Origin of the sequence: Agarivorans sp. 2_MG-2023, from assembly GCF_030548085.1 — a bacterium.
Taxonomy (GTDB): domain Bacteria; phylum Pseudomonadota; class Gammaproteobacteria; order Enterobacterales; family Celerinatantimonadaceae; genus Agarivorans.
The window spans coordinates 316,466-332,125 of record NZ_JAUORQ010000005.1; the positions used below are offsets into that span (position 1 = coordinate 316,466).

Sequence of the window (15,660 nt, forward strand, 5' to 3'; positions counted from 1 at the left end):
TTGTAACAAAAACAGCTACATTGAAACGGTATTCTCGAGCAGGAATAGTTAAGGTGAGACTCACTGCTAGCCAATTTAAGATTGCGATTAACCAGCTTAGGCAAGTGCCTCAGCAGGGTTTTCAGCAGGTTTGCATAAAACTGCCCAAACTCGATTTATTCGCCTGGCTCAATCAGCAACAGCACACCACTCGCGGTTATTGGAAAAACAAACACAAACAGCAAGTTGCGTTTGTGGGTGCCGCTAAATCAATCTTAGATCTTGAGCAACTGCAATCGGTTTGCGATCAACTCGACCCCAGCAATAATCAATTACGCTTTTATGGTGGCATTGCCTTTGCTCGGCAAAGTGCTCAATGGTCAGGCTTTCCACATCGGCGTTTTATTCTACCGCGCTTCGAAATCCGTTGTGACGGCGAATACACCCGTTTATTTATCAATGCCAATTTTGAACATCAGCCAGCGCTTGAATATCAACGCATCGAAAAGGCATTTCTGGCACTAAAACCCACTCAGCCTTTGCCTCAGGTGAGTTTAAAAGCGTTAAGTCGCCAAGATCAGCCCAGCCGCGCCCAATGGCAAGGATTGGTCGATCAAGTCACCAGTGAAGAATTCCAACAGCATACCGCTAAGGTAGTGCTGTCGCGGCAAACCAATATTCAGCTCAACGCCGAGCTAAACGCCTTTGCCTTGCTACAGCAGTGGCAACAAAAAGAACAAAACTGTTATAGCTTCTTATTTCAATTTGATGGCATTAGTAGCTTTTTGGGTTGCAGCCCTGAGCGATTGTATTCACGCGAGGGCAGTCAACTGGTCAGTGAGGCGCTGGCAGGCACTGCACCTCGTGGGATAACCCCCGAACAAGATGCGCAATTAGGCAAGCAGTTGTTAGATGACGCAAAAAATCAGTTAGAAAACCAGTTGGTCGTTGATGACTTAACCCGTCGCCTTAAAGAGTTGAGCTTACACGTGCGAGCGCTAGACCAAATAGAACTGGTGAAGTTAGATAGGGTTCAGCATTTAAAAAGGCGGATTCAAGCCAGAGTAAGCCCAGCATTAGATGACCGCTCTTTACTGCAAGCACTGCACCCAACCCCAGCAGTAGGCGGTTTGCCTCGTTCATCGGCGGTACAATATATACTTAAAAATGAAGGATATGCTCGCGGCTGGTATGCTGGTGCGGTAGGTTGGTTAAGTGGTGCTCAAAGCGAGTTTTCTGTGGCTATACGCAGCGCTTTAGTCACCCCTCAACATTTAAGTACTTTTGCTGGAGCGGGCATTGTTGCTGGTTCTCAGGCCGAACAGGAATGGCAAGAATTGAATCATAAAATCGCCACGGTATTGCAGCTAGTCGACGAGGACGCTCTGCTTGAATCAGAACATTAATATTGCTTGGGCTCAGTGGTTAATAGAAGATTGCACCCGCCACGGCATTACCCATTTTTGCATCGCGCCGGGCTCACGCTCTACCCCCTTAACCCTCGCGGTGGCTAACCACCCAAAAGCAATAAGCCATTGCCATTTTGACGAGCGCGGCCTCGGATTTTTCGCACTCGGCTTGGCAAAAGCCACGCAACAAACGGTGGCAGTAATAACCACCTCGGGCAGCGCGGTAGGTAACTTATATCCTGTCGTTATCGAAGCCAAGCAAAGTGAGATCCCCTTGCTGATTTTAAGTGCTGATCGCCCTCATGAGTTACTCTCGGTAGGCGCAAATCAAGCCATTGAACAACAAGGCATATTTGCTCAATATCCAGTTTATCAAGCCCAACTGGCCGAACCAAATCTCTGCAATTTACCTCAAGCGATGCTCACCGAGCTAGGCCATGCGTTGGCGATTCAGCAGCAACACACTGGGCCAGTGCATTTAAATTGTCCCTATCGTGAACCTTTTTACCCACAACAAGCACAACAAGATCTTCGCCAACATGCAGCAAGTTTGCATACTTGGTTGGCTGGCACTCAACCTTTTTACCAACAGCACCAAAACGTAACCTTGGTGAATCAGCTTCATGACTGGACCGTCCTGAGCAATAAACAAAAAGTGCTGGTGGTGATTGGCCAACAGAGCCTTGAGCAAAGCCAAGCCATCATTGCTTGGGCGCAACAACTTGGCTGGCCGATAGTGGCAGACTGCCAAAGCCATTGGCAGCAGAGTCACGCCAAACTAGACCCAACTTCGCAAAAGGTCATTAGCCAAGCAGAGCTGCTATTAGCAAATCTACATTTTGCCCAACACGCACAGCCCGATGTGCTTATTCAATTCGGCGACAAACTGATCTCTAAGCGTTTAAACCAGTGGCTAGCGGCATCACCAGCCTTACACTATGTAATTGCAACTCACTCTCAACGTATCAACCCAAGTCACCACACCCAGCAGCGCTGGCAATGCGCGGCCACCGTTTGGTTAGCAGCTCACCCAGCAAGCGCTAGCAAGCATAATTCAGATTATACGGCGCTGTGGAGCACTGCTCAGCAAGCCATTGAACATGATGTAAATACAGTAAAAACCCAATACTCAGAGTTATCGGTTTGTGCGCAAGTATCCGCCTTACAAGCCAGCGACTCAGCCCTATTTATGGGCAACAGCATGATAGTACGAATGTTTGAATTACTGGGGCAGCCCTGTAAAGCCAAGTATTACTTTGCTAACCGCGGCGCCTCTGGCATTGATGGTTTAGTGGCCACCACCGCCGGAATTACCGAAGGCCTAGGCAAAGCGACAACACTGGTGATTGGCGATACCTCGCTATTACACGACCTAAATTCGCTCGCACTCGCCAGTCGTAGCAAAAGTAGCTTAACCATTGTGCTGTTTAATAACGATGGCGGAGAGATATTCAGATTACTGCCGAACTTAGATGACAGTGTGGATGAAGCCAAACATCAACAACTGGCTAGCGAGTTTTACCAATTGCCTCACCAAACTAATTTTGCCGCTGCCGCCGCTAGCTTTAATTTGCCCTACACTGAAGTCTGTAATAACCAACAATTTGAATACGCCTTTCAGCAGGCACAGCGCAACTCTGGGGCAAGTTTAATCGAAGTTAAGTTTGCTCCAGGAGACGCCAGCTCTCGTTATCAGGCATTATTAGCAGAGGTTGCCAGTAAAGATGCACTTTAGTGTTTATGGTCAAAGCCAACATCCTTGCTTGGTGTTTTTACACGGCTTTTTGGGTTGTGGCAGCGATTGGCAAAAAGTGATTACTGAGCTGAGTGAGCACTATTATTGCGTGACCATTGATATCCCCGGCCACGGTATGAGTGCCAACGAGCGCTTAAAACCGCGGGCCGCGTTTAAAGACTTTAGCCACCAGTTAAGTGCTTGCCTAAAACGACTCAAAATCTCTCAGTATCAGCTAATTGGCTATAGCTTAGGTGGTCGCTTGGCACTGCATCATGCCTTGTTAGCACCAAAAGGCTTGCTAACACTGATTATAGAATCGGCTCATACTGGCTTAAGCGACGATGATGCGCGCCAACAGCGTTTAGTACACGACAACCGCTGGGCCGATCGTTGGTTGAAAGATCCGATTAACCAACTGCTGAACGATTGGTACCAACAAACGGTATTTGCCAACCTTTCTGCAGAACAGCGTCAGCAGTTGATTCAAAAACGGCAACAGCAAGATCGCCAAGGCATCGCCGCCGCATTACGCGCCTGCAGCATCGGTTTACAGGTCGACTTAAGCAAGCAACTGGGACAGTTGAAAATGCCGCTAGATTTTATTGGCGGTAGCCTAGACAATAAGTATCAACTGCTAGCCCGACAGCTACAACAAGATTACCCTCGCCTACGTTGGCATAGCGTCGACAAGGCTGGTCATAATTGCCATTTTGAACAACCGACACTGTTTCTTCAGCAACTGTCCAGTGTCTTAAATAACCATAGAGAAGAGAATGACTAAGATTGATAGCACAGCAGTAAGCTGGCAAAACGCCGACAACGGTTATGAAGATATCCGTTACCATAAATCGGCCTGCGGCATCGCCAAAATCACCATTAACCGCCCACAAGTGCGTAATGCCTTTCGTCCTTTAACGGTACAAGAAATGATGCACGCCTTAAATGATGCCCGCATCGACCCAGAAGTAGGGGTGATTATTTTAACGGGTGAAGGCGAATTGGCGTTTTGCTCAGGAGGCGATCAGTCAGTGCGCGGAGATTACGGCGGCTATCAAGACGACCAAGGTACGCATCACCTCAACGTATTAGACTTTCAACGACAAATTCGTACTTGCCCTAAACCTGTGGTTGCCATGGTAGCCGGTTACGCAGTAGGTGGTGGCCATGTACTGCATATGATCTGTGATTTAACCATTGCCGCAGACAACGCCAAGTTTGGTCAAACCGGGCCTAAAGTGGGCTCGTTTGATGGTGGTTGGGGCGCGAGTTACATGGCACGCATTGTAGGCCAAAAGAAAGCCCGTGAAATTTGGTTCTTATGCCGTATGTATAACGCTCAAGAAGCCTTAGATATGGGCCTCGTGAATACCGTTGTGCCTTACGCCGAACTAGAAAAAGAAACCGTACAGTGGTGTCGAGAAATGCTACAAAACAGTCCTATGGCGCTGCGTTGCTTAAAAGCGGCCTTAAACGCTGACTGTGATGGGCAAGCCGGGTTACAAGAATTGGCTGGCAATGCCACCATGCTGTTTTATATGACGGAAGAAGGCCAAGAAGGGCGCAACGCCTTTAATGAGAAACGCCCGCCAGAATTCAGTAAATTTAAACGTAACCCTTAATAACAAAAGCAATTGTTATTGCGGAAAGTAGCCGAGAAATGATAAGTTTGAAGGGTAACGATTTTTGCTTACCCTTGGTAAAACTTGTGAGGACTCGGCATGCTCTGTAATTGGCAAAGCGCCACTCTTAGTCGCTATACTCAAGCGTTGCATACACCCCTGCAATTTGGTCCGCTGCAAATTACTCATCGCCATGGTTTATACTTAGAACTTCACTTCACCGATGGCCGAGTAGGTCGCGGCGAAATAGCCCCACTGCCTGGTTTTAGTGACGAAACACTAGAACAAGCCGAGCAGCAAATTCGTGATTACCTACAAGGCCACGCTCAGCGTAAACTCTACCCTAGTGTCGCTTTTGGAATGGATTGTGCCATGGCTGGCTTCCCCCCCAATTCACCAATCGTCTCCGGTTATCCATTGCTCAACGGTGATTTTGCGCATTGCCAACAAATACTGTCCCTGCACAATACTAAACTGGCAAAACTCAAAGTGGCCCGCCAATCTCCTAAACAAGACGTAGCACTCATTAATCAATTGCTAGAGCACGATCCTGAGTTACGCTTACGCTTAGATGCCAATAGAGGCTGGATCTGGAACCAAGCGATATACGTACTAGAAAACATTGATTTAAGCCGCATTGATTATATTGAAGAACCCTTAATGAATAGCCAACAATGTGCGCTGCTAGCCCAACGTACTGGGGCAGGTATTGGCTTAGACGAAACCTTACAAGACAGCAGTTACCGTTATCACTATTTTGAGGGTTTGCGTTGCTTAGTGATAAAACCCAGCTTACTAGGCCCTTGGCGAGTTTGCGCTAATTTGGTCGAGCAAGCTCATGCAGACCAAGTAAGCTGTGTATTAAGCTCGGCTTACGAAAGTGAATTTGGTTTGCAATGGATAAACACCATGGCCAAACAATACACCCCAGACCAGGCACCAGGTTTGGATACCTTAAAAGCGTTTAGCGAGCAAGCAGCCAACATCGAAGTACTGGAAACATTTCAGCATAAACTATAAACAAGCTGTTAACCTTGCCGCGCCATCAAAAAAACCTCTAATGTAGGTCATGCAAGTCTTTTAATGCTTGTCACACTTTTATCTTTATTTTCAATAAATTAAATATACAAAAAGAGAAAAACCCGCTGAAAGTGTTATTGTTTCAAGTGCTAAAAAACTCAATAAGCCATAAAAGTGTGACTCAACTATGATGCCAACTTTAAAGAAAATTTAACATTCCACAAAAACAGGAAAACGTTTTCTAGAGGCATGTCACATAGTGGTGCAGTATGTGAATATTCATTATAGCCGTACAAAAAAGCGTCATTGGTGCTCAAGGATTAAGCGCCTAGTCTGGTTGTCGAGGAATGAGTAATTGGGATTACCTCTTCAACCTAAAATTAGCTAAAACATTATAAAACAAGCTATATAGCAAGGAGCCAAAACATGAAAAAACTGACCACACTATTGTGCGCAGTCGCGTTAGCAGTTTCCGCCCCCGTATTTGCCAAAACCGTTAAAATTGGTATGGCCATCGATGACCTTCGCCTAGAACGCTGGCAAAAAGATAGAGACTTTTTTGTCGAAAAAGCCGAATCACTCGGCGCCAAAGTATTTGTACAATCATCCAACAGTAACGAAACCGCCCAGATTTCACAGATCGAAAACATGATCTCTCGCGGCGTAGATGTACTGGTTATTATTCCTTACAACGGCAAAGTATTGTCTAACGTGATTGCTGAAGCCAAATCTGAAGGCATTCAAGTACTTGCCTACGACCGTTTAATTAACAATGCTGATATCGATTTCTACCTATCGTTTGATAACGAGAAAGTGGGTGAGCTACAAGCCGAAGCACTAATTAAACATAAAGCCGACGGTAACTTTTTCTTGATGGGTGGCTCACCGGTTGATAACAACGCCAAGCTTTTCCGCCAAGGACAAATGAACGTACTGCAACCGCTTATCGATAAAGGCGACATCAAAGTAGTGGGCGACCAATGGGTTGATGGCTGGTTAGCTGAAAACGCACTTAAAATTATGGAAAACGCCCTAACCGCTAACGACAACAACATTGACGTAGTAGTTGCCTCTAACGACTCTACCGCTGGCGGTGCAATTCAAGCATTAGACGCACAAGGTCTAGCGGGTAAAGTGTATATTTCTGGTCAGGATGCTGATTTGGCTGCGAGCCGCCGCGTAGTAGCGGGTACTCAAACCATGACGATCTACAAGCCAATTAAACTACTGGCAACTACCGCCGCTGAACTTGCTGTACAAATGGGTAACGGCCAAATGCCAGAAGCTAACTCAAGCTTAAACAATGGCACTAAAGACGTTCCTTCATTCTTACTAACACCTATTCCAGTGGATAAATCTAACATTGACCAAACGGTAATTGCCGACGGTTTCCACACTAAAGCCGACGTTTACCAATAAAAACGCAGCACTATTCACTATGCAGTAAAAAAGGGTGGGGCCAACGCCCCGCCCTTTTTATTAGGAGTTAAAGATGAGCCAAAGTAGCTTATTGATGATGTCTGACATCGTTAAAAAATTCTCCGGAGTGATTGCGCTAAATGGGGTTAATTTCAATTTAGAACGCGGTGAAGTGGTATCACTTTGCGGCGAGAATGGTTCTGGTAAATCCACCTTAATGAAGGTACTTACTGGCGTTCACCCCCATGGTAGTTACGAAGGACAAATTATTTACAAAGGCGAGCCACTGGTTTCGCATAGCATTAGAGACAGCGAAGCAAAAGGCATCGCAATTATTCACCAAGAACTCACCTTGGTGAAAGAGCTGTCGATACTTGAGAATATTTTCCTGGGTGCTGAAATCACTCACTATGGCGTGCTAGATCACAGCGCGATGTTTAAACAAACAGAAGCGCTGTTGAACCGAGTCAAGCTAGATGTGTCACCCGATACCGTGATTCGAGAGTTAGGTGTTGGCCAGCAGCAATTGGTTGAAATTGCTAAAGCCTTATCTAAAAACGCCGAAGTGTTGGTGCTAGATGAACCCAGCGCACCGTTAACTGAATCAGAAACTCGAGTCCTGTTAGATATTGTAAAACAGCTGCGCAGCGAGGGCGTTAGTTGTGTTTACATCTCTCATAAGCTCACCGAAGTGAAAGAAATTTCCGATCGGATTTGTATTATTCGCGATGGCGAACACATTGGCACTCAAGATGCCGAACGTATGAGCACCGACGACATTATTAGCATGATGGTAGGCCGCGAGCTTAAACAATTGTTCCCGCGTGAAGAACACCCGATTGGCGAGATTATTTTAAAAGTGGGTCCGGTAAACGCCCAACTCAGCAAAAGCGCCAACTTAAAACAAGTCGATAATGTCAGCTTTAGCTTACACAAAGGCGAAATTTTGGGTGTTGCTGGTTTGGTAGGTTCTGGACGTACCGAGTTAATGCAGTGTTTATTTGGCTCTTACGAAGGCATCTATAAATGTCCGGTAGAGTTAGATGGTAAACCGATTAAAATTCGCCATAACCGCGATGCGCTAAACCACGGTATTGCCATGGTGCCGGAAGACCGAAAACGTCACGGTATTATCCCTATTATGGGGGTTGGCCAGAATATCACCTTAGCCGGTCTGAATATGTTTAGCGGCCTAGGTCAAACGGTGAATGAATCGGCTGAACATGCCTCTATAAACCAATCAATCCAGCGTTTAAAAGTAAAAACAGCTTCACCCGAATTAGCCATTAAAAGCCTCAGCGGCGGTAACCAACAAAAAGCCATTTTAGCTAAGTTTTTGTTGTTAGAGCCGCGCATTTTGATCCTCGATGAGCCCACTCGCGGCATCGACGTAGGCGCAAAATATGAGATTTATAAGCTGATGTACCAGCTGGTTAAACAAGGGATTAGCATCATTATGGTGTCATCTGAATTGCCTGAAGTACTGGGTATTAGTGACCGCGTATTAGTGATGCACGAAGGAAAATTAAAAGGCCTATTAGACAATCAAGACCTGAGCCAAGAAATGGTGATGGACTGTGCATTGGCCGAGGAGTAAGCAAATGTCGAGTCAAGAAACTACCATCACCAGTACCGAAGCTAAGGGAAGCCTGATGAGCAATTTAAAGAAAATGAAGTTACAAGTATTGGTGATGTTTGCCGCTATTGCGGTCATCATGCTGTTTTTTTACTTCGCTACTGAGGGTAGCTACTTAACCCCACGTAACATTTCAAACTTACTACGCCAAACCGCCATTACTGGCATTTTGGCAATTGGCATGGTGTTTGTCATTATCTCCGCCGAAATTGATTTGTCGGTGGGTTCAATGATGGGATTGTTGGGCGGCGCAGCAGCCATTATGGATGTGTGGTGGGAACTGCCACTGCCTTTAACCATTATTCTCACCTTAGGTGCAGGCTTTTTGTTAGGCCTTTGGAATGGTTGGTGGGTGGCCTACCGCAAAGTTCCTTCATTCATTGTGACGCTAGCAGGCTTGCTCGCCTTTAGGGGAATACTGATTGGTATTACCGGCGGTAGCACCGTTGCGCCAACCACCGCCGACATGGGCATTATTGGCCAAAGTTATTTGCCTGATATGTTCTCAATGATTACCACAGTGGGTGCTCTCGCAGTATTTTTCGCCTGGCAAGGTAAGCTGCGTAAAAATCGCACCGAGCACAAACTGACTAACTCACCAGTAAGTGGTGATATCTTTAAGTTTGGTCTAATTGCTATTTTTGCCCTAGGTACAGTGTTATTGCTTAATGACTACCGCGGCGTACCAACCCCGGTATTGTTATTAGTGGTACTGATGTTTATCGCCGCATTTATGGCTAAGAAGACCGCTTTTGGACGCCGTATTTACGCTATTGGTGGTAACTTAGAAGCCAGCCGTTTATCGGGCATTAATGTAGAACGCACCAAGCTAAGCGTATTTGCCATTAACGGTTTGTTAGTGGGTGTTGCCGGGCTTATTTTGGCCTCACGCTTAGGCGCCGGTTCACCATCTGCAGGTACTGTGGCAGAGTTAGATGCTATCGCGGCTTGTGTAATTGGCGGCACCAGCTTAGCGGGCGGTGTGGGCACTGTGTTTGGTGCGGTAATGGGCGCATTTATTATGGCCAGCTTAGACAACGGCATGAGCATGATGGACGTGCCGACCTATTGGCAGTCTATTATTAAAGGCAGCATTCTACTGCTTGCTGTATGGATGGACGTTGCCAGCAAAAAACGCGCATAAGATAACAAGCCAGAGCCTTGCTCTGGCTTTTCCATCATTAATATTGGCTAAGCGACTCATTAGATTATTTAGCCTGCAATAGAACAACACACTTCACTTAAGCTCCCCTTCAACTCAGCTCAAAGCCAAGCGATAAGCGCCTGTCATAGGATGTCAGCAACAGCGTTTACTATCTAATGGGAAAACTCGATCATAAATCAGAATATCGTAGGAGAATGTGGCTTTTTGGGGTAAGCGACTCTAGGCCGAGTGAAGGGCAAAGCAATAATGATTCAAGCATACTCAAGTGGCTTAGATTAACTAACCAATAAGATCCAAATCAAAATAACTATATTGATTTCGACCGCTAGATTTGGCTTTGTACATCGCCGCATCAGCATTACGAATCAGCATTTCAGGGTCAGTGCCGTTAGCTGGGTAAAGACTAATCCCCACGCTGGCATATACCGGTTGAATATGTACACCTAAGCTCACCTCCTGTGCTAAACGGCGTAATACGGTGGCCACCACTTCTGAGGCTTCATCTTCGTCGATAGACTCCAACGCTAACATAAACTCGTCGCCGGCAAAGCGAGCAACCGCATCTTCAGCGCGCACCACATCTCGTAATACCTTTGCCACTTCTTGTAGCAGATGATCGCCAGCTTCATGACCGAGATTGTCGTTAACTTGTTTGAAATTGTCTAAATCGATAAACACCACGGCTAGGCCACTTTGTTTGCGCTGAGCCCGATTAATCGAGATTTTTAACTGCTCCAAAAACAAACCACGATTGGGCAAGCCCGTTAAGCTATCGTGGCTAGCCATGTGTCGCAGGTTCACCTCATTACGCTTTAGCTCTTCAATTTGTTTATTAATTTGCTGCGACATTGCCCCAAAGGTTGTAGCCAATAAGCCTATTTCGTCTTTACGCTGGCTAGGCAGCAGCCTTTTAGCAGGTAAGTTCCCCGTAGAAAACGCCTTAACAGCCACCACCATATTACGAATAGGCTGAGACAATACCTTGGCGAACAGTAATGAAGTCAGCAAACCTAATAAACTTAGGGCTAAACACACCTTAATCATTGAACCGGCCAATGAGTCGATAATATTGCTCAAGGTAGGCAAAGGGCTTACCAAAGCTAAAACCGCTAATTTTTGACTAGAAGCAGGACCGTAAAACAAAGGAGTAAACGAGACAGCTCGCTCGTACCTAATCGCAGCAGATGGGTCCAAAACAAAAGTTCGCGGCTGAAAATCACTAAACAACGCTTCCATTTGAGGGAAATCACGCTGCATCAAATAACGATGGCCATAGTGAAAACCAAACTGCTTGTCGGGATTAGGATTAACCAGATAATCGCCCTTCTGGTTCGCTAAATAGATTTCGACTCCAGAAGGTAAATCGGCTTGTAGCAAACTAAAGAGATTTTCTAAACCTACATTCACTACCACTAAGCCAAGAGCTTTACCGCCACTAAACACTGGCGATGCCACTTTTAAGGTTGGCTGATGCTGACCAAGCTCAACACCTTTCTCGTTATGAATATCAACATCAGACAAATAACTGTCTCCGTCACCTAAACGAAGGGTGCGAAACACATAGGGGTAGTGAGCTTTTTCTTCTAGCTGCTCTGCTTCAATAGCAATTAAGCCATCACTTAAGCGATCCACTCTAATCAGCTCTTGTCCAAAATTGTCAGCGCCAATAAAGCGAAGTTGAAAATAGGAGTTATTAAGTCTGAGTTTTTGCTTGAAGATATCGGTTAGTTGCTTCGCCAGCAGCGGTTTGTTAGAAGATTGAAAGTATCCGGCAGTTTGTGGAATTGAAGCCAGAAATAGTACATCTTTGGCGATTTCGTTAATGCTGTGATTAAACTCGCGGGAGAGAATGTGGGTAGTGGTGGCAAGTTCACGCTCAGCGCTTTCAGCCAAGAGTTCTCTGCTTTCATGGTAACTAACGGTAGCGGTGACTACCGATGCCAAAATACCAAACATCGCAAACCATAAACCAAAACGCAGCGAAATTGAGTTGATCATGGTAGCGCCATTGTTTGTAAGGTTTTACCACTTAGAATATTTTCCCAATAATCCGTTCTACGCTGGTTATCCTCTACTCGCTCTAGCCAAATAATCTTATCTTCAGCCACACTGCGAGTATCTTGCACAATGGTATTGGCTAAACCTTGGCGCTCGGTAAGCAACTCACTCACCCAAGGCTCTAAGGTAAAGTTAATCCACTGATGAGCTAACTCTCGGTTTTGTACACCATTCGACAATGCCCAGCAGTCTAACCAAGCTAAAGCGCCCTCTTTGGGAATGGTGTAACCAATGTCTGCGCCTGAATCTTGCAGCTTTTTGAGCTGTTGAGCGCCGTAGTTGGCAAACACCAGTGCTACAGATTCTTGGTTAAAGTAATCTAGCGCTTCTTCTGGTGAGCTATAAAAGGTGAGAGCATTACGACGCAATGCTAATAAACGCTCGGTACTGGACGTAAACTCTTGATTGGTTTGCTGAAAAGGATTGCTAACACCGGAGACCAAACCCGCTAAGGAATAGTTATGTGCGCTGCCATTATAAGCTAACACCTTTCCTTGATATTGCGGATCCCATAATACCTGCCAAGACTCTGGCGGTGTATCGAAGTAATTTCGATTATAAATCAAACCCATTTCAGAATAGGTATAAGGAATGGCATAAACTTCATCACCACGTGTTGCTCCGGGGATATCACTTAAACGACTAAAGCGAGGGAGTTGCTTGGTGACGTTATCAATACTGTTTGGGTCAATGGCCACAGCCAAATTAGCATCAATATAACGTTGTAACTCGGCGGTATTTACCGCAAAAACGTCGTAATCAGCACCTTGTTTATTGCCCATTCTCAGCCACATTTCATCATCATTGGTGATGTAACTCACCTTAACTTTCACTTTGTGGCGTTTTTCAAAGGCAGCAACCATGTCTGCGTCGGCATAACCCGGCCATGCCAGTATTCGCAAATCAACTTGCTCTGCCGCAATCGGTAGGCTAATTAAACTGAACAATAAACCCAAGGTAGATAAAACTCGCAACATTCCCTGTTCCCTAACGTACGTTGTGCTGCTAGCTAATGAGCTTCTTGCTACTAAGCTAATGGAGTGACCGTTTAGTATACGATCTCAAACAAAATAGTGAACCAAAAGTTAAACTTAAGTCAAAATATCGTGAGCCACTTTGGCGAGCTAATTCACTACGTTTAACGCTGTAGATAGTTGATGAACTCAACACTTAACTACTCGGTCAAATACTGCCAATCCAATAGTTATTTTTCAAGTTTTCTGCTTCAACTTTGCGAGTTCAACGCTTGGCCTAATAGCGCAAAGTAATCAACCATTGCCTCGCCTATCAGGTTTAGATGTGCAGCGTCTGGGTATCCACCAGCCTTCGCTAAATCAGTTTGCTTGGTACCATTAACTAAATAGCTATTTTTTAGCTCGTCTCGGCTTTGCACCCACGCCTCAAAAGCACGCGCCATCATTTCGGTAGGTAAACTAAAGTAATGCAGCCCGCGCTGCTTATCTAAGGCGACAGAGCACGCTACATAAGGATGTAAGTCGGTGCCTTCATGACTTAACAACACCACCTTAAACAACTGACTTAAACGCTGATTAAGGGGATGGTGACGCTGTGGATCGTCAACTAACCAGCGGGTTGCGGCAAACTCGTTGGGCCTAGCTGCGCTAATAAACAGTTTATCGGCCATGTAATGATCAAAAGCGTGCCACCACTTTATCTAGGGTAAGAAATCAACAATCAAATAAATCAAACTGTAATCATAGAGTTCATTTTTTTAGCTGCAACTAACAAATATCCTACTAAACTTAGGGTAAAAATATAATCAATGTAATCTAGTCATGCAGCAATCTAAACCAGACCTACTTATCACTGTAAGATCAATTACCACCAGATCTCCTCAAGGAAGAGAAGATACAATCCCTGCAGTCTGGATAGAAGATTCCCCCGTTTTAGGGGCCACTACTTATTTGTTTGCAAACCGCAGCAAATCACTAACATGGTTAAAGAAGGCAGCGCGTTCATTAAAGCAGCTAGTGGAGTTCTCTGTAGCCAATCAATCTAAGTTCGTTTCCCCGCAAACACTGTTTAAAGCATTTGTAGATGCTCTCTACGACGGCACGATTAACTCCAGTGGAGACGACGAATCAGGATTGTATTGGATGCCACTCTCGATCCAAGTTGTCGAAGAGATCATTAGCCACATTAGCCAATACAGCAATTCACGATACAGTCAAGCACAGGAAAAAGCTGAAAATAGTGGGAGACGCATTGAAGATATCCTGCTCAACCCATATCGTGAGGCAACATTAGCTGAAAAATACCTGGCCTACGCTGCCTATCACCATAAAAAAAATCGTGCATTTCTCAGCCATATAATGAAAGTACCAAGTCCTGCTCAAGTGGCTTCAGTACCTAATATTCAGCCAAAATTTACACCGCCAACAACTAAGTTAGGTGCGAGGTATTTTCCAGAAGATGCAATTGATAAGTTGATAGAGGGGTTTCGTCTCCATGGGGCGGTTGATAGTGACCCGATTTATAAACGCTTGAACCTCCGCGATGTTCTTATCACGATGCTGATGCACTACGCTGGGTTGAGAATATCCGAAGTATTTCATTTGTTCACTGCTGATGTTTCCGTGTCTAGTCACAACCCCATACACCCCAAGATCTGGCTATGTCACCCAAGCATGGGATGGAGCCCTGATAACGAATTTCGCGATAGAGAAAAGTTCCTAGCTAACATCGGCTTACTACCACGCAATGACAAAAGCAACCCCAATTGGTATTACGCAGGCTGGAAGAATCCCACTCAAAAAAAGGTAACAAACACCAATGGTAAACAAATCGATCAATGGTATTCTGAGCTAGTCTTTTTCCCAGAGAGTTATGGCCAAAAGTGGCTTGAGCTCTACCGGTTTTATATGGAATACCAGCGTATTCCGCCTCCCCAGAACGCACTTCATCCCTTTTTATTCACTTCTAAAGATGGTCGCCCAGCATCAATACAAAATTACCGTGAACGGCACAAGCAAATCACCGCCTCGATTGGTCTGATGGATAACGATGAATACTCTACCCTAGTACATTCACATCGCCATAGTATGGCAATGCGTTTAATAGACGCTGGAGTTGATCCTCTGCTCATTCAGTTCATTTTACGCCATCAGTCTGTTGAGTCTCAACTTCAGTACCACTCGAAAAGCACCGCGGATATACAAAGAGAATTAAATCTAAAATCAAAACAATACGAGCATTTACATAGCAACAATTCACTCCCCGACGCGCGATTACATGGTGGCCACGCAGATGTAGATCCTCAAGCCCTGTTTTCTGGGCTTCAGCGATTCAAGAGGGGTAATCAGCGATGATAAACAAAAAAAAGAAGCTTTATAGTAGTGTGGAAGAGGCAATTTCATCACTTGCAAGACTAATGCAGCAACACCCAAAATGGTCAAAAGTCTCTGCGACTAAGCGCTACCAACTGGCACGCCAGCAAGACCCGCGTTTACCTGCAAAGCCCAAAAAGACTTTCGGCAATGACTGGCCGGGCTTGCCCGCCGCCTTCGGGGAAGAGAGCGTAAAACGCTATGAAACCGTTGAGCAGGTGATGGCTGCCCTGGCTGAACTAATGCAGCAACACCCAAAATGGTCAAAAG

13 protein-coding genes are annotated in these 15,660 nt (G+C 45.5%); 10 read left to right on the forward strand and 3 right to left on the reverse strand.

Features of this window, described 5'->3' with window-relative positions; genetic code table 11:
- Positions 1 to 53 precede the first annotated feature (53 nt).
- The 8 genes from Q4549_RS10080 to Q4549_RS10115 all read left to right on the forward strand — a co-directional run bounded on the left by Q4549_RS10080 (position 54) and on the right by Q4549_RS10115 (position 9,964).
- Positions 54 to 1,385, forward strand: coding sequence for an isochorismate synthase MenF (locus Q4549_RS10080; protein WP_303553266.1), 1,332 nt, complete (start codon positions 54 to 56; stop codon positions 1,383 to 1,385).
- Positions 1,369 to 3,123 (forward strand): 2-succinyl-5-enolpyruvyl-6-hydroxy-3-cyclohexene-1-carboxylic-acid synthase, encoded by a 1,755-nt coding sequence (gene menD, locus Q4549_RS10085; RefSeq protein WP_303553267.1) that lies wholly within the window; start codon positions 1,369 to 1,371, stop codon positions 3,121 to 3,123. Before Q4549_RS10080 ends, menD begins: the two co-directional genes overlap by 17 nt.
- On the forward strand, positions 3,113 to 3,907 hold the full coding sequence (menH, locus tag Q4549_RS10090; RefSeq protein WP_303553268.1) for a 2-succinyl-6-hydroxy-2,4-cyclohexadiene-1-carboxylate synthase: 795 nt from the start codon (positions 3,113 to 3,115) through the stop codon (positions 3,905 to 3,907). Before menD ends, menH begins: the two co-directional genes overlap by 11 nt.
- Positions 3,900 to 4,745, forward strand: a complete 846-nt coding sequence (menB, locus tag Q4549_RS10095; protein WP_303553269.1) for a 1,4-dihydroxy-2-naphthoyl-CoA synthase — start codon at positions 3,900 to 3,902, stop codon at positions 4,743 to 4,745. The genes menH and menB overlap by 8 nt, the downstream gene beginning before the upstream one ends.
- A 99-nt stretch (positions 4,746 to 4,844) precedes the next feature.
- Complete coding sequence (gene menC, locus Q4549_RS10100) at positions 4,845 to 5,765, forward strand: o-succinylbenzoate synthase (RefSeq protein ID WP_303553270.1); 921 nt, start codon at positions 4,845 to 4,847, stop codon at positions 5,763 to 5,765.
- Positions 5,766 to 6,191: 426 nt separating this feature from the next.
- Positions 6,192 to 7,184 (forward strand): D-xylose ABC transporter substrate-binding protein, encoded by a 993-nt coding sequence (gene xylF / locus Q4549_RS10105; protein WP_137674110.1) that lies wholly within the window; start codon positions 6,192 to 6,194, stop codon positions 7,182 to 7,184.
- Between the two features lie 73 nt (positions 7,185 to 7,257).
- A complete protein-coding gene (locus Q4549_RS10110; protein ID WP_303553271.1) occupies positions 7,258 to 8,781 on the forward strand; it encodes a xylose ABC transporter ATP-binding protein in 1,524 nt (507 codons plus the stop codon).
- A 4-nt stretch (positions 8,782 to 8,785) separates the two neighbouring features.
- Positions 8,786 to 9,964 carry a sugar ABC transporter permease gene (locus Q4549_RS10115; protein WP_303553272.1) on the forward strand — a complete coding sequence of 393 codons (1,179 nt, stop codon included), beginning with the start codon at positions 8,786 to 8,788 and terminating at the stop codon, positions 9,962 to 9,964.
- A 300-nt stretch (positions 9,965 to 10,264) separates the two neighbouring features.
- On the opposite strand, the gene Q4549_RS10120 is transcribed toward Q4549_RS10115, so the two are convergent.
- The 3 genes from Q4549_RS10120 to Q4549_RS10130 all read right to left on the reverse strand — a co-directional run bounded on the left by Q4549_RS10120 (position 10,265) and on the right by Q4549_RS10130 (position 13,688).
- Complete coding sequence (locus Q4549_RS10120) at positions 10,265 to 11,983, reverse strand: GGDEF domain-containing protein (protein WP_303511420.1); 1,719 nt, start codon at positions 11,981 to 11,983, stop codon at positions 10,265 to 10,267.
- Entirely contained in the window at positions 11,980 to 13,020 is a 1,041-nt protein-coding gene (locus Q4549_RS10125; RefSeq protein WP_303553273.1) for an extracellular solute-binding protein, read from the reverse strand. The genes Q4549_RS10120 and Q4549_RS10125 overlap by 4 nt, the downstream gene beginning before the upstream one ends.
- Positions 13,021 to 13,268: 248 nt before the next feature.
- Entirely contained in the window at positions 13,269 to 13,688 is a 420-nt protein-coding gene (locus Q4549_RS10130) for an LPD1 domain-containing protein (protein ID WP_303553274.1), read from the reverse strand.
- Between the two features lie 151 nt (positions 13,689 to 13,839).
- Between Q4549_RS10130 and gmtY the strand changes: the two genes are divergently transcribed.
- Positions 13,840 to 15,372, forward strand: coding sequence for a gamma-mobile-trio recombinase GmtY (gene gmtY / locus Q4549_RS10135; RefSeq protein ID WP_303553275.1), 1,533 nt, complete (start codon positions 13,840 to 13,842; stop codon positions 15,370 to 15,372).
- Between the two features lie 62 nt (positions 15,373 to 15,434).
- The coding region (locus Q4549_RS10140) for a hypothetical protein (protein WP_303557145.1) at positions 15,435 to 15,660 on the forward strand (226 nt) is incomplete at its 3' end.